The organism is Gillisella terrae, from assembly GCF_004801395.1.
In the GTDB taxonomy this organism is placed as follows: domain Bacteria; phylum Pseudomonadota; class Alphaproteobacteria; order Rhizobiales; family Rhizobiaceae; genus Allorhizobium; species Allorhizobium terrae.
Genome location: NZ_SSOA01000001.1, coordinates 755,516 through 775,496, shown reverse-complemented (window position 1 = coordinate 775,496; position 19,981 = coordinate 755,516). Strand labels below are relative to the sequence as shown.

The following is a 19,981-nucleotide window of genomic DNA, read 5'->3' as shown; positions in this document are numbered from 1 at the left end:
CATTTTCTCATGAAAAAGATCGAAGCGATCATAAAGCCTTTCAAGCTGGACGAAGTGAAGGAAGCCCTTCAGGAAGTCGGCCTGCAAGGAATAACGGTCACCGAAGCCAAAGGGTTTGGACGCCAAAAAGGCCATACCGAGCTCTATAGAGGCGCTGAATACGTCGTGGACTTCCTGCCGAAGGTAAAGGTCGAAGTTGTTTTGGCCGACGAAAATGTGGACGCGGTGATCGAAGCAATTCGCAACGCTGCGCAAACAGGCCGCATTGGCGATGGCAAAATTTTCGTATCCAATATCGAGGAGGTCGTCCGGATTCGTACAGGCGAAACCGGCATCGACGCTATATAACGGCGGCTGGGCACAGGGAGGCCCCGCCGTAAATCGTCATCCAATCGAGGACTATAATAAATGACGACCGCACAAGACATTTTGAAGCAAATCAAAGACAATGACGTCAAGTTCGTTGATCTTCGCTTTACCGACCCAAAGGGTAAACTCCAGCACGTCACCATGGATGTTGTCTGCGTTGACGAAGACATGTTCGCCGATGGCGTGATGTTTGATGGCTCATCCATCGGCGGATGGAAGGCGATCAACGAATCAGACATGGTGTTGATGCCAGACGTCGATACGGTTCACATGGACCCGTTTTTCGCGCAGTCCACCATGGTTATTCTCTGCGATATTCTCGATCCGGTTTCGGGCGAAGCCTACAGCCGCGATCCGCGCGGTACAGCCAAGAAGGCCGAAGCCTACCTCAAGGCATCTGGCATTGGCGACACCGTTTTTGTTGGCCCTGAAGCTGAATTCTTCATTTTTGACGATGTGAAGTACAAAGCCGATCCTTACAACACAGGCTTCAAGCTGGATTCGACCGAACTGCCATCCAACGATGACACCGACTACGAAACCGGCAATCTTGGCCACCGTCCACGCGTCAAGGGTGGCTATTTCCCGGTTCCGCCCATCGACAGCTGCCAGGACATGCGCTCGGAAATGCTGACCGTGCTGTCCGAAATGGGCGTAACGGTTGAAAAGCATCACCATGAAGTGGCTGCCGCCCAGCACGAACTTGGCATCAAGTTTGATACTCTGGTGCGCAATGCCGACAAGATGCAGATCTATAAGTATGTGGTGCATCAGGTTGCCAATGCCTATGGCAAAACGGCCACCTTCATGCCGAAGCCAATTTTTGGCGATAACGGCTCGGGCATGCACGTTCATCAGTCGATCTGGAAAGATGGCAAGCCAACCTTCGCAGGCGATGAATATGCTGGCCTGTCGGAAAGCTGCCTCTATTACATCGGCGGCATTATCAAGCATGCCAAGGCGCTGAACGCTTTCACCAACCCTTCCACAAACTCCTACAAGCGTTTGGTTCCGGGTTATGAAGCACCTGTGTTGCTGGCTTATTCGGCGCGCAACCGCTCGGCCTCTTGCCGCATTCCTTATGGTAACAATCCAAAGGCAAAGCGCGTTGAAGTGCGCTTCCCGGATGCAACGGCCAATCCATATCTCGCCTTTGCAGCCATGCTGATGGCTGGTCTCGATGGCATCAAGAACAAGATCCATCCCGGCAAGGCCATGGATAAGGATCTCTATGATCTGCCGCCAAAGGAACTCAAGAAAATCCCAACCGTTTGCGCATCGCTGCGTGAAGCGCTGGAGAGCCTCGACAAGGATCGCAAGTTCCTGACAGCGGGCGGCGTGTTCGACGACGACCAGATCGATGCGTTCATCGACCTGAAGATGCAGGAAGTCATGCGTTATGAAATGACGCCGCATCCTGTTGAATTCGATATGTATTACTCGATTTGAGTGGGCAGACATTCAAACACAATCAACCGGCGGTCTCACCGCCGGTTTTTTATTAATAGCACTTTTGATCCGCTGGATGCCCCCGAAGGCCGATTTCGATTTATAAAATTATTCGGGAAATCAGTTAATTAACGGACCAACTTAAGATGCAGGATAAGAAAAAAAGAGCCATCACAATCGACTGGATTCTGTTTTTCGCAGTACCATGCCTGTTCTCCTCCAACATCATTTTTGGTCGTGGTATTCAGGGTGAGATTGGGCCATTTCTCACCGCCTTTATTCGCTGGGCCGGGGCGCTGCTGCTGATTGCGCCGTTGATCTACCGAGACCTGGGTGCCTGTCTGACATTCATTCGCAACCATACATTGCTGTGGCTCATGCTTGGCCTTCTTGGCATGGGCATTTGCGGCGGCTTCGTTTATTGGGCGCTGACGGTAACCACAGCGTCGAACGCAACCCTAATTTACACAACATCGTCGTTGTTCATCATTCTGTTTCAATGGCTGTTTCAAGGCCGCCGACTGATTTTGCGCGAGATTTTGGGAATGATGATCGCGTTCATAGGCGTGGCGGTCATCGTTCTCAAAGGGGATGTGTGGACCCTTCGTCATTTGCACTTCAACCTTGGCGATTTTGGCATGTTGGCCGCGGCTATTGCCTTTGCCGTCTATTCAATGCTGCTGCGACATCCCGCTGTCGCAACCGTTGCGCCCTTCTCACTTTTCGGCTTGCTGGCTCTCTCCGGAGCGCTGGTCCTGCTGCCGCCTGCCCTTATTGAGGTCGCCCACGGCGGGCTACTCCCAACCACAGGGATTGCCTATGTCAAGCTTGCAGGCATCATCGTCTTTGCCTCCATTCTGGCATTTTACAGCTTCCAGCATTCAGTCCGGGTATTTAGTCCGGCCATGGCAGGAACAACCCTATATCTCATGCCGCCGGTCTCTATCATCATGGCCGTGCTGTTTCTCGGCGAGAGATTTGAACCCTATCACGCAGTCGGGATTGCCTTAGTCATGGCAGGCGTTATCCTGGCAACTGCACCGGGCACTGTTTTCAAATTGAAAAAAACAGTTTTATGACAAACGTTGATCAAAGGTCTTGATGTTTGCCATCTTCTCTCCCAAATATTGAAGGGAAAGGAAACCAAGCCATGAAAGAACGTAGCGCTAAATTTGGCATCGGTGACATCGTCCGCCACAAGATTTTTCCGTTTCGCGGCGTTGTTTTTGATGTCGACCCAGAGTTTTCCAACACCGACGAATGGTGGGAGTCAATTCCGGCTGAAATTCGGCCTGTGAAAGACCAGCCGTTCTACCATCTTTTGGCTGAAAATGATGAAACAGAGTATGTTGCTTATGTCTCAGAACAAAATCTGGTGCAGGATGAAAGCGGTAAGCCGCTTCGAAATCCCCACATTCAGGCGATTTTCGTCCAGGAACAATCTGGGCATTTCAAGCCGAGAGCAAATTTCGCTCATTAACGCAGCGTAGTGAATCGGCTGATATTTGGACTGTAATAAATATAAAAAGGCCCGGAAAAACCGGGCCTTTTCTGTAGAATAATTGATTATTTGCTCTGCTTTGCGGCCTTTTGAGCATCTTCCAAAGCCTTCTGAGCTTCAGCATTCTTCTTCTGCATTGCTTCTTCGAGCAACCGCTGACGCTCTTGCGCCTGGGACTGCGTGATTGCCTTGCCATCGTAAGCGCCGGTGAAGCCTTCAAGCGAGATCTTGATTGGGTTTGGTACGCGGCGGAAGTTGATCGACGTGAAGACAACTTCGTGGCCCTTCTTGAGGGATGCAATCATCGCATCCGTCATTGGCACTTCAGCCGTGCAACGGTCTGCGAAGCAAACAGCGTAATCCAGCTTCTGGCCCTTGCCACCATCGATCTGCATCATCACGCCCGGAGGAATCAAACGTGCAGACGGCACGGAAACCTGCATCAACTTGCGGCTGACCTTGCCTTCAACGGTGATAAGACCCACAGCGATCACCATCTGGCGGTTCTGGGCCAACTGGATGTTTTGCACAGAGCAAATATCATTGTCTTCCTGCTTGGAGCAGGTCTTGAACCAGCCCTGCGGCGGCAAGCCACCATCACCAGCTGCTGCCTCTTGCGCGTAGGATACGCCTGCAAAGCCTGCTGTGAATACGGACGCGGCGATGACCGCACGTGCAGTCTTGGTTGCTTTAAACATCATAACGAGATCCGTCTCCTGAAATCTTTGTCGAACCGCAGCTCAGACCCGATTAGCTCGGTCCATTTACGCATCACCTGAGTTTGAAATGAGGCAAATAGATGACCTGTGCTTTCCGGCCATTCTGTTAGCGCGCATTGCTACAAATTTCCAGTGCTTCTTAGCCATTAAATGACATATGCCCGAATTCTCGCAATAGCGATTGGATTTCCACGAGTTCGTGATATTTTGCCGCAAATTCCAGAATATTGATTTGAGAGGAAATGGTGTGCGGCACCTTTTGTTGACCCTACTGGTCCTGCCGTTTTGCGGTATTTTCACGCCCTCAGTTGTGAAAGCGTCACCGGTCTACGGCATTTCCATGCATGGCCAACCAGCCCTGCCCGCCGATTATCAGCACTTTCCCTATGTGAACCCCACTGTCAAAAAGGGTGGCAAAATTGCCTATGGCGTGGTGGGAACGTTTGATAGCCTTAACCCCTTTGTGATCAAGGGCATGCGCACCACAGCGCGCGGCATATGGGATCCGGAATACGGCAATCTCTTCTATGAAACGCTGATGACGCGCTCGGCCTCCGAGCCTTTCTCACTTTATGGCCTGCTGGCAGAAAGCGTTGAGTGGGATGACGCGCGCAGCTTCATTCAATTCAATCTCAATCCGAAGGCCAAATGGCAGGACGGCCAGCCGGTGACACCGGAAGATGTCATTTTTTCCTTTCAGATTTTGCAGCAGAAAGGACGGCCGCCTTTTAACAGGCGCCTCGATACTGTTTCCAAAATGGAAAAGGTGGGCGAGCACAGCGTGCGCTTTACCTTCAACAACAAGGCAGATCGCGAAACACCGCTGATCATTGCCGCATCGACGCCGATTCTGCCGAAACACGCCATCGACCCCGACAAATTCGAAGAGAGCTCGCTTTCGATACCGGTTGGCTCCGGGCCGTACAAAATCAAGGAGATTCGCCCCGGTGAGCGAATCACCTACGAGCGGGATCCGAATTATTGGGGCAAAGACATTCCCTCCAAGGTTGGCTTTGATAATTACGACGAGATCAGCGTCACCTATTTCTTGCAGGACAGCACCCTGTTCGAGGCCTTCAAAAAGGGTGAGGTGGACATCTATCCCGATGGCGATACCAGTCACTGGACGCGGGCCTACAATTTTCCAGCGGCCAATTCAGGCGACGTCCAGCGAGAAACATTTACATCGCAGCAGCCCACCGGAATGCTTGGATTTGTGTTCAACACCCGCCGTCATATCTTTGCGGATGTGAAGGTGCGCGAAGCGCTGACCTTGGCCTTCGATTTTGAATGGGTGAACAAGAATCTCTACGGCAACGCTTTTAAGAGAATAGAGAGCTATTGGCAGAACTCGGCCCTTGGCGCTTATGGCCATGCAGCCGACGATCGCGAATTAGCCATTCTAGGCGCTGCAAAAGATAAAATTGCGCCCGAGATTCTGGCTGGAACCTACACTTTGCCAATTTCCGATGGTTCTGGTGCAGACCGCAACGTGCTGCGTCAGGCTGTTGCTCTGCTTAGCCAAGCGGGCTACTCCATCAATGATGGCAGAATGGTGGATGCGTCGGGCAAGCCACTGTCCTTCGAAGTCATGACCCAAAATGACGGGCAGGAAAAAATGGCCTTGGCCTATCAACGCACGTTGCGGCTGATTGGCATCAGCATGACCATCCGCACTGTGGATGATGCGCAATATCAGGCGCGCTCCAACAGCTTTGACTATGACATGATTGTCAAATCCTACCCGTCCTCACTGTCACCGGGTGTTGAGCAGTTTTACCGCTGGGGCTCTGCATCGCGTGATGCGCAGGGCAGTTTCAATTATGCGGGGGTTGCCAATGCTGATATTGACCGGATTCTGAAAGATATCGTCGAAGCCAAAAGCCTTGAAGATTTTCAGGCTTCGGTTCGCGCCCTTGATCGATTGTTGGTGGCGGGGCATTATGTGGTGCCGCTCTACTACAGCAATGAACAGCGGCTAGCCCGCTGGAAGCGGATCAACAGGCCCGATCAGGTACCGCTGATGGGCTACCAACTTCCCACATGGTGGGATGCGCGCGCTCAATAATCCGAGCCAAATTTAAAAGGGGCAAAGCCCCACTCCCAATTGGAGCGTAATCTATGCAACGTATTACCATTGATCTCGTATCTGACGTCGTGTGCCCATGGTGCTACGTCGGAAAGGCACGTCTGGAACTGGCCATTGCCGAAGTGCAGGACGAAGTCGGCATTGATATCAATTGGCGTCCCTATCAGCTCAATCCCGATTACCCGCCAGAAGGCGTCGACCATCAGGAGGAGCTGGCGAAAAAACTTGGCGGCAAAGAGAATATGGATCGCGCCCATGCGCAACTTTCGGCCATGGGCAAGGAGATTGGCATTCATTTCGATTTCGACGCCATCAAAGTCGGCCCCAATACACTTGATGCTCACCGTCTGATCCATTGGGCCGGTGTTGAAAGCCGCGAAATGCAGGATAAGGTCGTTGCAGCTCTGTTCAAGGCCAATTTTGAGCAGGGGCGCAACGTTGGCGATCATGCCGTTCTGGTCGAAATTGCCAAAGAGGCGGGTCTGGATGGTGCGCTGATTGCACGCCTGCTGGCCACTGATTCGGACAGGGAAATGGTGTTGAGCGAAATTGAAGCTGCCAAAGACATGGGTGTCAACGGCGTGCCATTTTTCATTATCGACCAGAAATATGCCGTGAGCGGCGCGCAGCCGCAGGATGTGCTGGCCAATGCGTTTCGGGAAATCGCCGCCGAGAAAGCGGCGGAACAAAGCAAACTGAATTGACCTAAGGCAAGATCAGCCATAATCACTGTTCGTCTCCCTCCCCCCAGGACAAGCCGAATCGTGACATCTGATAAAACAACGCGCGGGATTTTTCTCGCTTTCGCGGCATTTGCCGCCTATGCCTTCAGCGACGCTTCTGTGAAGCTCGTTGAAGGCCGGGTCAGCCCCTTTGAGTCAGCCTTCTTTGGCTCGCTTTTTGGCATGTTGGCCCTGCCATTTCTGCTCAAAAAAGGCGACAAAATTACCGATATCGTCAAAACAACCGCACGGGGATTGTGGCTGATGCGGTTTGTTGCCTCTGGTACCAGCGCCATTGGCGCGGTCACCGCCTTCACCCATCTCTCGATGGCAGAAGCTTTCTGCCTCATCTTCCTGCTGCCATCCTTCGTCACCATCATGTCGGTGCTATTCCTGAAAGAACAGGTTGGTATCCGCCGCTGGAGTGCGGTTATCATTGGCTTCATTGGTGTGCTGATTGTGCTTCGCCCCGGATTTCGCGAGTTATCCATCGGCCATCTCGGTGCCGTTATTGGCGGCTTGGGCGGCGCGGTCAGCATCGTCATCTATCGGGCCGTTGGCCCTCGCGAAAAAGGCGTTTCGCTCTATGGCGCTGGTGCGCTTGGCACCATCACCATATCGGGAATCTGCATGCTGCATGATTTTACCTGGCCGCAAGGCACAGATTGGCTGCTGCTCATGAGCTATGGTCTGCTTGCGGCGCTGGCAACCGTATTGATGATGTTTGCCACAAAATCCGCGCCCGTTGCCGTGCTTGGCCCCACGCAATATAGCCAGATGCTGTGGGCAATCCTGCTCGGCTATCTCGTGTTCGGCGATCATGTTGATCTGCCGATCATTTTGGGCAGCCTGCTGATTATCGGCTCTGGCCTGATAACCCTGTCACGCGAAAAAACCCGTGGTGTGCCATTGCCGCCATCAGTGGCCTCGGGGCCACAAGCCAGCCTGTCAACGACGGAAGAAAATCTGGATTAGGCTGCGCCCTGCCCTCAACAAAAAACCGTCCCTTTTTTCAAGGGACGGCATTTTTACGCGCTGCGTGTTTTCTCGCCATCGGCGAACAGAGCGGGACCGTTTTGATCGATGATCATCTTGGCCTTGCGCAACGTGCAATCCTGCGCATCTTCTTTTGAGGTAAACAGATCGGCGCGAATAAATGTGCGGGTCAAGGTTTCGCCATTCACGTCTTTTTCGATGCGCCCCGCCAGTCGCAACTGGTTGCCCTCGCGCAAAGGCTCAACGTAGATGCGGCAGTCGCCGTGCAAAACCGGCTCAGAGGACTCCGCCTGTTTTTCGCCAGAGCTGGATGATGCTCCCGAAAATGCCGAGAGAATCTTTTTAAGAAATGCAGCCATTCGATAAGCCTCATGCCTGTCAGGGCGCAATTTTCAACGCCAGTTCAGCGCCTGCAATCTGCCGTGACGTTACGCCAATCGCACGTCATTTCACCACGGGCGGCTCCACTGATCGTGCAATATCCAAACCAGACTTGGTTTTGGCCAGACATGCACGATAAATCAAGAGCAAAACCACTGTTTGTTGAAGAACGGCACCAGCTCTGGACGATACCATACCGCATTTGGGAATTATGCCGCGGCATTTTCAGCATCGAGAGACTTTACGGCCGTCTCATCGGTCATCAAACGGCGATTACGCAAAAAGAAGCTCAGACTCTTGGGGATGCGCATGAAAAAACCGGGATAGCTAAAACCAAGACGCGCCAAGACCTTCAAATCCGGCAGAAACCCTTTGGCCAGACCACGCAGCAATGCATAGATGTAAGCACCTTCATAAAGCTTTTGGCGAAACAAAACCGTTGGCTTGTCGGCCATCAGAATAATCGGCGTATCCTTCAGATAATTATATTGCAGCGCCAGGCAGCCCTGAATAGCCACCGACTTGGGGCTGTCCCATGACACATTCGACCAGTAGAGATTAACGCCTTCAAGGCAGCTGACATTAATCCTTGGATCAATCACCGTGTCGTTGAACAGGCAAAGCTCGATCCAGAAAACATGGTCTTCGCCAGCGCTTCGCAATTGGCCATTAAAGCGTAAATCTGCATTTTTCCGGTAGCGATAAACCACCGTGGATGTCTGCGGCGGGCACTCCCTGATCATTACCTCAGCCATCTCGCCTTTACGGACAGCGTGATAGCCGCTCTCGGCAATCGCGCTGCTATTGTCTGCCAGCGCTCGACGTGTCAGCGGCAAACCCACGAAGTAATCGGGGTAATATTTGCCGCGCACATGGTTACAAAAGAAGAAGTCACCGAGTTCCAGTCCATTGAGCGCCCGCTCCAGATGATCGTCATGCCAAACATCGTCGGAATCGAGAAAAGCAACATAGTCAACCGGGCTTGATTCAAGAAAATCCAGCGCCATGTTGCGCGCTTCGCCGGGGCCGCCATTGGGTTTTTCCAAGATCGTGAGAGAAAATGCCACGCCGGGGTCGAAATCCGCAAGCTCCTGCTTTGCCGGGATCGGCGAGCTATCATCGACAACAATCACGCGCAAATCCAAGGCGCGGCCAATTTTTTGCACCTTCACGGACTCAAGTGCTCGGCAAAGAATGCCAAGTTCTTTTTGAAAGAACGGAATGATGACGGCAACCTTGATATTCATCGACACACCTCATGTTGCCTGCAAGGCACAGAAAATCTGTCCGAGAAGAATACAGATGTGATCTGCTCAGCTCAGATTTGACGCTGTGATATGGTTGTAGCCCATTGAATACTTAATTTAATGGAATTCTAACCATAAACAACAATGAATATCGTAGCAATGATTTAAATAGACAATTATTCGTTCGACATCATGAAATAATATTGAGATTAGCGATATTAGTCTCACCTTGATACATCCGTATCACAATTAGAATCTCAATTTGAAACAATAGCTATCACCTTAAATTACACAAAAAAATAGACACACAACCATTTATAATCGCGCAACTCTGCACCTCGATTAAAATATTCACCGCAAACCGATAACCAATGGCGGGAAAGACAACAGCTTATCAGGCACGACGACATGGCGCAGCCGTACTCAAAGACGAGGGCAAATTTTCCGTGCATTTCGCAATTTTCCGTGCATTTCACACAGGCATGTCTTATCGAAGCACTCTCGCAGTATGGGAATGACGACGATGATGAAATCTGGTGTTGATCACGCGGTGAATGCAGTTCGGGAATTGTTTGCGGCAACGCCTCTGCAACTGAACGAGCACCTCAGCACGCTGTTTAATGCCGATATTTATCTGAAGCGCGAGGATTTAACGCCGGTGCGCTCCTATAAGGTACGCGGTGCCTATAATTTCTTTCAGAAAGTGATTGCCAAGGGCGACACCGACAAGGTGTTTGTCTGCGCGTCTGCGGGCAATCATGCGCAAGGTTTCGCCTTTGCCTGCCGCCATTTTGGTGTCAAAGGCGTTGTTTTCATGCCCATCACCACACCACAGCAGAAAATTGACAAAACCCGGAAATTTGGTGCCGAGTTTATTTCCATTCGGCTGGTCGGCGATATTTTCGACCAGTGCTACAAGGCAGCGCGCGATTACGTCGCCGAAGCTGATGGCTATATGGTTCCTCCCTTCGATCACGCTGATATTATTGAAGGTCAAGCCACTGTTGCCGCTGAAATTGTTGCGCAATTGCCGGAAGGCGTCACGCCGGACCTCATCATTTTGCCTGTTGGTGGCGGCGGTCTGAGCGCTGGTGTTACCAGCTATCTGCGTGACAGGTTGCCCCCCTCTTCTTTTATCTTTGCCGAGCCAGTCGGCGCACCCAGCCTCAAGCGCTCACTTGAGGCCGGACATGTCGTTACCCTTTCCAAGGTTGACAATTTTGTTGATGGCGCCGCCGTTGCCCGCATTGGCGATACCAATTTTGAGGCGTTGAAACATTTTTCTCCAGATCAGGTCATGTTGATACCTGAGAACGCAATTTGCGGCACCATCATCGATATGCTCAATGTCGAAGGCGTCGTTTTGGAGCCAGCCGGTGCGCTATCCATCGCAACGCTTGGTCTTCTGGATGCGAAACATCTTGAGGGCAAAACCATTGTCTTGGTGGTATCCGGCGGCAATTTCGATTTTGAGCGCCTGCCAGATGTTAAAGAGCGCGCCATGCGCTATGCGGGATTGAAAAAATATTTCATCCTTCGCCTGCCGCAGCGCCCCGGTGCCTTGCGTGATTTTCTCAATCTGCTTGGGCCCGAGGATGACATTGCCCGGTTTGAGTATCTGAAAAAATCCGCCCGAAATTTCGGTTCCATCCTGATCGGCATTGAAACAACCCAAAAAGAAAATTTTGCAGGATTGTTTGATCGGCTGGAGCAAAATGGATTAGGCTTCGAAGACATCACCGATAACGAGATTCTTGCCAATTTGATTATTTGACCGCGGAGGGCATCATGCCTCACCTGTCTCGCCGCGTATTTACGGAAGGGTGTTTCATGGCTGCCTTGATTTATGGTGCATCTCCCAAGCTGGCGCTTGCTATAAACCGGAACAGGCCTGACGCCATCGTTGATCAAAACCACGGGGGCCAAAACCTCCACAACAGCACACCGACCTATGCTACGGTTGCAGACGCCATTGCCGCCGCTCCAGACCAGAACACCACTCCCTGGACGATTGTGCTCATGCCGGGTCACTATCGTGAAAAGCTGACAATTACCAAGCCTAATATATGTCTCGTTGGCAGCGGACGTGACGAAACATGCATTGTTTTTGATGCCTTTGCCGGTGCGGAAAAGCCCGATGGAACCGGCCAATGGGGCACGCCCGGCTCGGCCACGCTGACCATCAACGCTGCCGATTTCAAAGCTTGCCACCTGACCATAGCCAATGGCTTCGACTTTCTCGACAATGATCGTCGCGATCCACATGGAGCCGACCGCATTGGTGCCAGTCAGGCTGTTGCCATCTTTTTGGGAAACGGTGCCGACAAGAGCCTGTTTTACGATGTGGCTATGACGGGCTATCAAGATACCCTGTTTGCAGATCGCGGCCGTAGCCTGTTCTCCCATTGCTTCATCAGCGGCAATGTGGATTTCATCTTTGGCGGCGGTGCCGCATTGTTTGATCATTGCGACATTATCAGCCGTGGGCGTGCCAACAAAACAACCCTGCCCGCTGGTTTCGTAAGCGCGCCCAGCACCGCCAAAGAAAATTCCTTCGGCCTGATCTTTCGCCATTGCCTCCTGAAAAAAGAAAATGTCGATCAACCCGCTGGCAGTCACTACCTCGGCCGTCCATGGCATCCGACCCGCGACTTTGAAGACGGGCGCTATGCCGACCCCGATGCCGTTGGCCAAGCCGTGTTTTTAAATTGCCACATGGAAGACCATATCGCCAAGGACGGCTGGACCTCGATGTCTGGTCTCGCAAAAGATGGCCAGAGAAAATGGTTCCAACCTTTAGCCGATGCGCGATTCTTCGAGTATAAAAGCACTGGCCCCGGTGCCGACATCAATGCAAACCGCCCGCAATTGTCCGATGCAGAGGCTTTGACCTATAACCCGGACCATATTTTGGGTGACTGGAAACGCGCACGCAACCACTTGAATTTATAACGCGGGAGAAAGCGCAGACAGGAGCGCGCAGCGCTTGCATCTTGCCCATGTGCGTGTTCATCATCGGAAAAAATGGGAACTCCGATGGCTTCTGTCTCCGATACATATTCCGGCAATTTGCAAGGCATGGCCTTGATGGCAGGCTGCATGCTGCTGTTGCCGGGCATGGACGCAATTGCCAAATACATGGCCAATATGCAGGGCATGTCACCCGGGCAGGTGACGTTTTACCGCTTCTTCTTTCAGTTGGCCTGCACGCTTCCCTTTCTGATGCTGCTGCAAGGCCGCAACGCATTTAGGGCTAAACGCCCATTTCTGAATCTTCTGCGCGGCGCATTGCATGGTGCGGCCAGTTTGTGCTTTTTTGCGGCAGTGAAATATATGCCGCTTGCCGACGTCTTTGCCATTTATTTCGTCGAACCCTTTATTCTCACGGCTCTTTCCGCTTTATTTCTGGGTGAAACAGTCGGCTGGAGGCGTTGGCTCGCCATTCTCGTCGGGTTTGGCGGGGCAATGATTGTCATACAACCAAGCTGGGAAGTTTTTGGCACAACGGCTTTGCTGCCGGTTCTGTGCGCCTTCCTGTTTGCGCTCTACATGTTTCTCAACCGCGCCATTGGCAACGCGGATTCGCCCATGACCATGCAAATCATGTCAGGTGTGGGTGGCACAGTGTTCATGGGTGCCGCCATGCTGCTCGGTCATGCAGCAGACAGCCCAGATTTCACCCCTTCTCTGCCCATCAACACCCTTGGTTTTGCCCTTCTGGTTCTGCTTGGCGTGTTGTCAGGCTATCTTCATCTTCTCGTGGTCAAAGCCTTTCGCATGGCACCTTTGTCGGTGCTGGCTCCATTTCAATATTTCGAAATCATCGCCGCAACGGTGCTTGGCTATAGCCTGTTCGGTGATTTTCCGACCCCATCCAAGTGGCTTGGTATCGGCATTATTGTCGGCTCCGGCCTGTTTATTCTATGGCGTGAACACAAGCGTAACCGCAACATGTCTGGAAACGCCATCGCCAGCCCATGACATCATGCTGGCACACAAAAAAACGAGCTCCCTAAAAAGGTACATACACAAAAATGTATGTGCATGAGACAACATTTGAAAACCCTGCTGAATTCTTTGGATTTTTCCACCAAACCTCCATAAATCCGCATCAATTCAATACATATTAACAGATCACAAACCATAGCTATTAGCTTAAGAGCAACGGATGCAAACTACAGCAATCTGCGGTTTCATGAAGAAACGAGGTTCTGAGCATGAGCGATTTTCGGCTCTCATTTCCAGCATGTGTCATTGCTGGAAAGACGAGATTGGACTTACATGACGTTGTCCTTCTCAAAACATACAGTCTGCCAAATGGCGTTCGCAACCGAGGCGATGCCATGACACTTTTGGTTCTCAATTCTTGCTGTCCCGAGAAATGTGCTGAATGGCACAGTTTTTTCGTCGATGCCATGGCGTCATACATTGTTGAAACGTTGGAGCCCAAAAACCGTATTGATCAAACAAAACTGAATTGGATGACCGAGGTATTCATGACGGACGGCCTGGCAAATTCGCCTATTGATGGCGAAGTGCTCCTGAATGTCATGGATTTGTTGGTTCACCCCGGCAAGCGGTCACAACCGAGAACTCGAAATCGGCAATTGTCAAACCAGGACAGGCCATTCCCGCAGGTGCCGCCGCACAACCTGATGCACTGACACGACGCCATGCAGCATGTCGCAAATCGCAAACCAGCTTGCGGTTTGAAAAAGCCTCATGCCGGACATTGATAATAATGTCACTTTGCGCGGCATTTCAAAGCATGCGAAAAATGAAATAAAACCAATAAAAGCGAAATCGCATCTTGAGGCTTTTTGCCTGAAGGTGCAAAACTCGCCCGGAAGATGTGAAAGGGAAGACGAAAATGGATGTTCGCGCCGCCGTTGCCACACAAGCTGGCAAACCACTTGAGATTATGACCGTGCAACTGGATGGCCCCAGAGCCGGAGAAGTTCTTATTGAGGTCAAGGCCACCGGCATTTGTCATACCGATGATTTCACGCTGTCGGGTGCAGATCCCGAAGGTCTGTTCCCTGCCATTCTGGGCCATGAAGGTGCGGGCATTGTTGTTGATGTTGGCCCCGGCGTCACCTCCGTGAAAAAGGGCGATCACGTTATCCCGCTCTACACCCCGGAATGCCGCGAGTGCTACTCGTGCCTGTCGCGCAAAACCAATCTTTGCACCGCCATCCGCTCCACCCAGGGCCAAGGCGTGATGCCCGATGGCACCTCACGCTTTTCCATCGGCAAGGACAAGATCCATCATTACATGGGCTGCTCGACATTTGCCAATTTCACGGTTCTGCCGGAAATTGCGCTGGCGAAAGTCAATCCCGATGCGCCTTTTGACAAGATTTGCTACATCGGCTGCGGCGTGACCACTGGCATTGGTGCCGTAATCAATACGGCCAAGGTCGAGATTGGTGCAACAGCGATTGTCTTTGGCCTTGGTGGTATTGGCCTCAACGTGCTTCAGGGCCTGCGCCTTGCAGGTGCAGATATGATTATTGGCGTTGATATCAACAACGACCGCAAGGCTTGGGGCGAAAAATTCGGTATGACGCATTTCGTCAATCCGAAAGAGGTTGAAGGCGATATCGTGCCTTATCTGGTCAATATGACCAAACGCAACGGCGACACAATCGGCGGCGCGGACTACACGTTCGATTGCACCGGCAACACCACTGTTATGCGGCAGGCGCTGGAATCCTCTCACCGTGGCTGGGGCAAATCTGTGGTCATCGGCGTTGCTGGCGCTGGTCAGGAAATCTCAACCCGTCCATTCCAGCTCGTCACCGGACGCAACTGGATGGGCACCGCCTTTGGTGGCGCACGCGGCCGGACCGATGTACCAAAGATTGTTGACTGGTATATGGACGGCAAGATCATTATCGACCCGATGATCACCCACACCATGCCACTGGAAGACATCAACAAGGGCTTTGAGCTGATGCACAAGGGTGAAAGCATCAGAAGCGTGGTGCTGTATTAATGGCGTCCACGCCTTATCAAGTGCAGGTGCGGAGAATGAAAGACTTCTCCGTGCTTGAGCTTTATGCCCTGCTCAAGATGCGTATCGACGTCTTTGTGGTGGAGCAGAAATGCCCCTATCCAGAATTGGACGGCAAAGACGTGAACGCTTTGCACGTTACTCTTCTGGATGGCGATGAACTCTTGGCTTGCGCCCGCATTTTGCCGCCATCGCAAGCGCAAGACCCTGTGAAAATCGGTCGTGTTGTGGTGTCGCCCAACCACCGTGGAAAACATCTCGGGGACGCGCTGATGCGTGAGGCAATTGCTGTATGCGAACAGCATTTTATCGGCCATACCATTGCGCTGTCGGCCCAGAGCCATCTTCAGCTTTTCTATCAGTCCTTCGATTTTGCGCCCACATCGGCGGAATATCTCGAAGATGGAATACCGCATATCGATATGGTCAGGCCCGTCTCGATTGGAAGGGCTTGAGCATTATGATTTATGTCGATGCCGATGCCTGTCCGGTTAAAGCCGAGATCTTGAAAGTTGCAGAACGCCACAATTTTCCGGTGACATTTGTGGCCAATTCTGGCCTGCGCCCTTCCCGCGACCCGATGGTCACCAATGTCATCGTGTCCAACGGCTTCGATGCCGCGGATGACTGGATTGCCGAGCGCTGCGGCCCTGCCGACATTGTCATCACCGCCGACGTGCCTCTGGCCGGACGCTGTGTTGCCAATGGCGCGCTGGTCACCGGGCCGACGGGCCGGGTGTTTGATGACACCAACATCGGCATGGCCACGGCCATGCGCGATCTTGGCGCGCATTTACGCGAAACAGGCGAAAGCAAAGGCTACAATGCCGCCTTTAGCCCGCGAGATCGTTCTCAATTCCTCGAAACCATGGAAAAGCTCTGCCGTCGCAGCAAGGCCATCATATCATGAAGGTGCCCGGAAAGTCCCGGTTTGCGCATCGCCTGCGCTCCCATCGCCGCAGTCCTTTTTATGCCGCAAGCATTATGGGGTTACTCGCCCTTGCGTTCCTGCTGTATGTCAGGCCCGCTCTCTCCATTGAATCCGCGGCGATTGTGTTTTTTCTGGTCTATATTGGCTTTATGGTCAAGCGCGTTCCGACCGCCACAGCTGAGCGACTAAAAACCAGCCCTGAGCGCGACGATGGTCCAGCAGTTCTCATTCCCGTTGTATGCCTTTTGGCAATCGCGGCAGCCGTGATCGCTTTGTTCAATGCGCTCAACCAATCCGGCTCGCCGGATCTGTTGAAAGTGTCGCTGGCATTCCTCTCGGTAATCAGTGGCTGGTTTACCATTCACACCATGTTTGCCATGCATTACGCGCATCGCTACTGGCAATACCACACAAATGACCAAGGCGAAGGGCCGCGCCGTGGACTGGACTTCCCGCAAACGGAAGAACCCGGCGGCTACGATTTTCTCTATTTTTCCTTCGTTATCGGCATGACCGCTCAAACATCTGACGTTGCCGTGACCACAACAGACATGCGCTGCATCAATCTTGCCCATGCCATTGTGTCATTCTTCTTCAATACGGTGTTGGTCGCCGCAGCCGTCAACGCTGTTGTATCCATGGCCGCATAGGGCATTGCGCTGTATAACTTTCAATCCACAGCATAAGCATTCTCAGGAGAGCAGCATGAAAATCCTTTCCCAAAACACCGCGTTTGGCGGCATGCAGGGCGTGTTCAGTCATGATTCAGATGTCTGCAAAACCGAAATGACCTTCGCGGTCTTTGTGCCACCACAGGCCATTTCCCAGCCGCGTCCGGTGCTGTGGTATCTGTCAGGTCTCACCTGCACCCACGCCAATGTCATGGAAAAAGGCGAATACCGCCGTCTGGCGGCTGAACTGGGGCTGATCATCGTTTGCCCCGATACCAGCCCGCGCGGCAATGACGTGCCGGATGAACTAACCAACTGGAAGATGGGCAAAGGTGCAGGCATGTATCTCAATGCCACAGAAATGCCCTGGGCGGAAAACTTCCAGATGTATAGCTACATCACCGAAGAACTGCCTGCGCTGATCGCATCCCAGTTTCGCGCCGATATGACACGGCAGGGCATATTCGGCCATTCCATGGGCGGCCACGGCGCATTGACAATTGCCCTGAAAAATCCGGATCGCTTCAAAAGTTGCTCCGCATTTGCGCCTATTGTCAGCCCGTTGAAGGCAGATTGGACACAGGATGCTTTTGAGAAATACATCGGCCCAGACCGCGCCAAGTGGCGGCTCTATGATGCCTGCGCCCTGATTGAAGACGGCGCACGCTTCCCTGAGTTTCTGGTTGATCAGGGCAAGGCCGACAGCTTTCTGGAAACGGGCTTGCAGCCATGGCTGTTGGAAGAAGCCGTCAAGGGGACAGACATTGGCCTGACCTTGCGCCAGCATGAGCGCTACGACCACTCCTACTATTTCATCTCAACGTTTATGGATGATCATCTGCGCTGGCATGCGGATCGGCTATAATCTTTCGCTCTCGCAAAAGATCCAGCACAACCTTCGCCCCTGCCTCACCGGCGGGGGTTTCTGTTTGCATCTTATGCCACACCAGATCAAAAGCCTGCATCATGGCATGATGTTCGGGTGTGTCGCCGGAAAGACGCTCCATCCAGCGCGCCAGTGACGCACCGCGCAACTGCTCATTCAAATATTCCGGCAAAACGACGTAATCAGCAATCACGCTGGGCAGCGCCCCGGTCCAGATCTTAATGCGTTTGTGCAGCAGCTTGATCAACCAATCGGTCTTATAGGTCGAAACCACCGGCACGCCCGCCAGCGCAAGCTCCAGCAACACCGTACCAGACGCGGCAATGGCCGCATCGGCCAGGGCAAACGCCTGCCACTTCTCATCTTCACCAACCAAAATTTCGGGCTGAATGGCCCAATCCTTCACGGCATCGCGCACCATCTGTTCGCGCCGCGCCAATGTTGGCAGCAAAAACCGTGTGGGGCCGTTTCGCTCCACGTAAATGCGGGCTGCATCGCCAAAGACGGGCGTTAGCCCCGAAATTTCTGCACCGCGCGAGCCAGGCAGCAACATAATTGTTTTTGGCGCATCAAGAGTGGAAGCAGCTCGCTGCGCCCGTGCTGCGCGACAAGCAAGAACCGCTGGGTTGGACGCAAGACGGTGACCAATGAAATAGGTTTTCGGCCCTCCCAAACGCTGCATCACAGCGGGCTCAAACGGCAAAACGGCCAAGACCGCATCGACGTAACCCAACATGGCTTGAGCGCGATATTCCTTCCAGGCCCACACGCTGGGGCACACATAATTCACCACTGGCAGCGCAGGCAATGCGGCGCGGATTTTTTTGGCCACTCGGTGGGTGAAATCAGGACTATCGACAATCAGCAAAAGATCAGGCTTGGCCGCGATCAAAGCCTTGGCAGTTTTACCGATCAATGAAATGAACCGTGGCAGTCGGGCCAAGACCTGAGTGATGCCCATCACCGACAGCTCGGAAAAATCGAAAAGCGATGTAAGACCCTGCGCCTCCAGCGCCGGGCCACCCACGCCGATCAGTTCGATCTCACCGCTGTATTGACCTTTCAACGCGGCAATCAAGTCCGCCCCCAGCAGATCACCAGACACTTCACCGGCAATAATCGCGATCTTGAGCCGTTTTGCACCCATAGTCACATCTCCAGATCCAGGCCAAAAACGAAGATACCCGCAGCATCGGCGCGCTTCAATGTCTCTTCCCGTTGCAACAGCAGTGCTCGCCCCGCCTGCACGGCAACGCCAGAAAGGCCCGCTGCCGCCACCCGATCGATGGTGGATTGGCCAATAGTGGGCAGGTCTGCGCGAATATCCTGCTGCGGCTTGCAAAGTTTTACCAGAACGCCTCGGCGCTTGTCCGAAATGCGTCCTTCCGCCCGAAGCTCCGCCACTCTTTCCAGCATTTTGTCTGTGCCTTCAACGCCCTCCAGCGCGACAATGCGCCCGCCGACGCTGACAGCGCCCTGCCCGACATCAAGACGCCCCAGCGCCTCGGCAGCCGCCATCGCCGCTGCTATATCGCGTCTGTCATCCTCATTGGGCGCATGTTGCCCTAATGGTCCAGTCTGAGCCAGCAGTTGCGGTGCAATCTCATGGGCTCCGACAACACGGCAACCTTGCGCCTCGATCAACTGAATGACCATTTTGAGCACAGCGTCATCACCACCAGAAAGCAGCGTTTTGACCGCAAAGGGAAGCTTTACCAAAAAGCGAAGATTAACATGTATCTCATTGAAATTCGGCCGTCTTTTGACGGCACCAGACATCACGACACGTTTGATGCCATGTTTTTTGACCAGACCGGCCAATTGGCGCAAGTCGCCAACGCTGATCACCGCGTGATCAAAACCACTCCAGCGCTGATCTGCTTCGTTTTTGAGAGAAAATATGAAGGGATTTTCACCCGCTGCGCGCGCCGCATCGGCCACGTAAACCGGCAGCATGCCGCTGCCGGCGATAATTCCAAGCCGTCCGGCCTCGCCGGTCATGGC

General features: G+C 52.9%; 21 protein-coding genes. 16 read left to right on the top strand and 5 right to left on the bottom strand.

All coding sequences use genetic code 11. The features are described from left to right. Positions 1-9 precede the first annotated feature (9 nt). The 4 genes from E6C51_RS03625 (at position 10) to hspQ (ending at position 3,298) form a co-directional block, all read left to right on the top strand. Positions 10-348 carry a P-II family nitrogen regulator gene (locus tag E6C51_RS03625; protein WP_075640947.1) on the top strand — a complete coding sequence of 113 codons (339 nt, stop codon included), beginning with the start codon at positions 10-12 and terminating at the stop codon, positions 346-348. A gap of 60 nt (positions 349-408) precedes the next feature. Then, entirely contained in the window at positions 409-1,818 is a 1,410-nt protein-coding gene (gene glnA, locus E6C51_RS03620) for a type I glutamate--ammonia ligase (protein WP_146930102.1), read from the top strand. Positions 1,819-1,964: 146 nt separating this feature from the next. Then, a complete protein-coding gene (locus E6C51_RS03615) occupies positions 1,965-2,897 on the top strand; it encodes a DMT family transporter (RefSeq protein WP_190235036.1) in 933 nt (310 codons plus the stop codon). Between the two features lie 71 nt (positions 2,898-2,968). Then, positions 2,969-3,298 carry a heat shock protein HspQ gene (hspQ, locus tag E6C51_RS03610; protein WP_146931215.1) on the top strand — a complete coding sequence of 110 codons (330 nt, stop codon included), beginning with the start codon at positions 2,969-2,971 and terminating at the stop codon, positions 3,296-3,298. 86 nt (positions 3,299-3,384) lie between these two features. Here hspQ and E6C51_RS03605 read toward each other — a convergent pair whose 3' ends face one another. Then, on the bottom strand, positions 3,385-4,020 hold the full coding sequence (locus tag E6C51_RS03605) for an invasion associated locus B family protein (protein ID WP_146930107.1): 636 nt from the start codon (positions 4,018-4,020) through the stop codon (positions 3,385-3,387). A 280-nt stretch (positions 4,021-4,300) separates the two neighbouring features. On the opposite strand from E6C51_RS03605, the gene E6C51_RS03600 reads away from it, so the two are divergent. Genes E6C51_RS03600 through E6C51_RS03590 form a run of 3 tightly spaced genes read left to right on the top strand, consistent with a single transcriptional unit; the run spans position 4,301 to position 7,824 of the window. Next, positions 4,301-6,106, top strand: a complete 1,806-nt coding sequence (locus E6C51_RS03600; RefSeq protein WP_230987052.1) for an extracellular solute-binding protein — start codon at positions 4,301-4,303, stop codon at positions 6,104-6,106. 53 nt (positions 6,107-6,159) lie between these two features. Then, positions 6,160-6,831, top strand: a complete 672-nt coding sequence (locus tag E6C51_RS03595) for a DsbA family oxidoreductase (protein ID WP_146930110.1) — start codon at positions 6,160-6,162, stop codon at positions 6,829-6,831. Positions 6,832-6,891: 60 nt separating this feature from the next. Next, on the top strand, positions 6,892-7,824 hold the full coding sequence (locus tag E6C51_RS03590; protein WP_146930112.1) for a DMT family transporter: 933 nt from the start codon (positions 6,892-6,894) through the stop codon (positions 7,822-7,824). Positions 7,825-7,877: 53 nt separating this feature from the next. Here the strand turns inward: E6C51_RS03590 and E6C51_RS03585 are convergent, their stop codons facing one another. Together E6C51_RS03585 and E6C51_RS03580 are read right to left on the bottom strand one after the other, a co-directional pair. Next, positions 7,878-8,204, bottom strand: a complete 327-nt coding sequence (locus E6C51_RS03585; RefSeq protein WP_190235035.1) for an HlyU family transcriptional regulator — start codon at positions 8,202-8,204, stop codon at positions 7,878-7,880. 231 nt (positions 8,205-8,435) lie between these two features. After that, positions 8,436-9,473: a glycosyltransferase family A protein gene (locus tag E6C51_RS03580; protein WP_190235034.1), complete on the bottom strand. Its 1,038-nt coding sequence runs from the start codon at positions 9,471-9,473 to the stop codon at positions 8,436-8,438. Between the two features lie 523 nt (positions 9,474-9,996). On the opposite strand from E6C51_RS03580, the gene ilvA reads away from it, so the two are divergent. The 9 genes from ilvA (at position 9,997) to fghA (ending at position 17,956) form a co-directional block, all read left to right on the top strand. Then, a complete protein-coding gene (gene ilvA / locus E6C51_RS03575; RefSeq protein ID WP_190235033.1) occupies positions 9,997-11,247 on the top strand; it encodes a threonine ammonia-lyase in 1,251 nt (416 codons plus the stop codon). 56 nt (positions 11,248-11,303) lie between these two features. After that, complete coding sequence (locus E6C51_RS03570; protein WP_190235032.1) at positions 11,304-12,425, top strand: pectinesterase family protein; 1,122 nt, start codon at positions 11,304-11,306, stop codon at positions 12,423-12,425. A gap of 84 nt (positions 12,426-12,509) precedes the next feature. Then, positions 12,510-13,454, top strand: a complete 945-nt coding sequence (locus tag E6C51_RS03565; RefSeq protein WP_230987034.1) for a DMT family transporter — start codon at positions 12,510-12,512, stop codon at positions 13,452-13,454. 236 nt (positions 13,455-13,690) lie between these two features. Beyond that, complete coding sequence (locus tag E6C51_RS03560; protein ID WP_190235031.1) at positions 13,691-14,137, top strand: hypothetical protein; 447 nt, start codon at positions 13,691-13,693, stop codon at positions 14,135-14,137. 206 nt (positions 14,138-14,343) lie between these two features. Then, the gene (locus tag E6C51_RS03555) at positions 14,344-15,471 is read left to right on the top strand and encodes an S-(hydroxymethyl)glutathione dehydrogenase/class III alcohol dehydrogenase (protein ID WP_146930135.1); all 1,128 of its coding nucleotides are present in this window, start codon (positions 14,344-14,346) and stop codon (positions 15,469-15,471) included. Further along, positions 15,471-15,944 (top strand): GNAT family N-acetyltransferase, encoded by a 474-nt coding sequence (locus E6C51_RS03550; RefSeq protein WP_190235030.1) that lies wholly within the window; start codon positions 15,471-15,473, stop codon positions 15,942-15,944. The genes E6C51_RS03555 and E6C51_RS03550 overlap by 1 nt, the downstream gene beginning before the upstream one ends. A gap of 5 nt (positions 15,945-15,949) precedes the next feature. Beyond that, positions 15,950-16,399, top strand: a complete 450-nt coding sequence (locus E6C51_RS03545; RefSeq protein WP_146931221.1) for a YaiI/YqxD family protein — start codon at positions 15,950-15,952, stop codon at positions 16,397-16,399. Beyond that, positions 16,396-17,070, top strand: coding sequence for a DUF1345 domain-containing protein (locus tag E6C51_RS03540; protein ID WP_190235029.1), 675 nt, complete (start codon positions 16,396-16,398; stop codon positions 17,068-17,070). Before E6C51_RS03545 ends, E6C51_RS03540 begins: the two co-directional genes overlap by 4 nt. A gap of 55 nt (positions 17,071-17,125) precedes the next feature. Next, on the top strand, positions 17,126-17,956 hold the full coding sequence (fghA, locus tag E6C51_RS03535; protein ID WP_146930143.1) for an S-formylglutathione hydrolase: 831 nt from the start codon (positions 17,126-17,128) through the stop codon (positions 17,954-17,956). Here fghA and lpxB read toward each other — a convergent pair. Beyond that, positions 17,916-19,124 (bottom strand): lipid-A-disaccharide synthase, encoded by a 1,209-nt coding sequence (lpxB, locus tag E6C51_RS03530; protein ID WP_190235028.1) that lies wholly within the window; start codon positions 19,122-19,124, stop codon positions 17,916-17,918. The genes fghA and lpxB overlap by 41 nt on opposite strands. Before the next feature lie 2 nt (positions 19,125-19,126). Then, entirely contained in the window at positions 19,127-19,978 is an 852-nt protein-coding gene (locus E6C51_RS03525; RefSeq protein WP_190235027.1) for an LpxI family protein, read from the bottom strand. Positions 19,979-19,981: the final 3 nt, after the last annotated feature.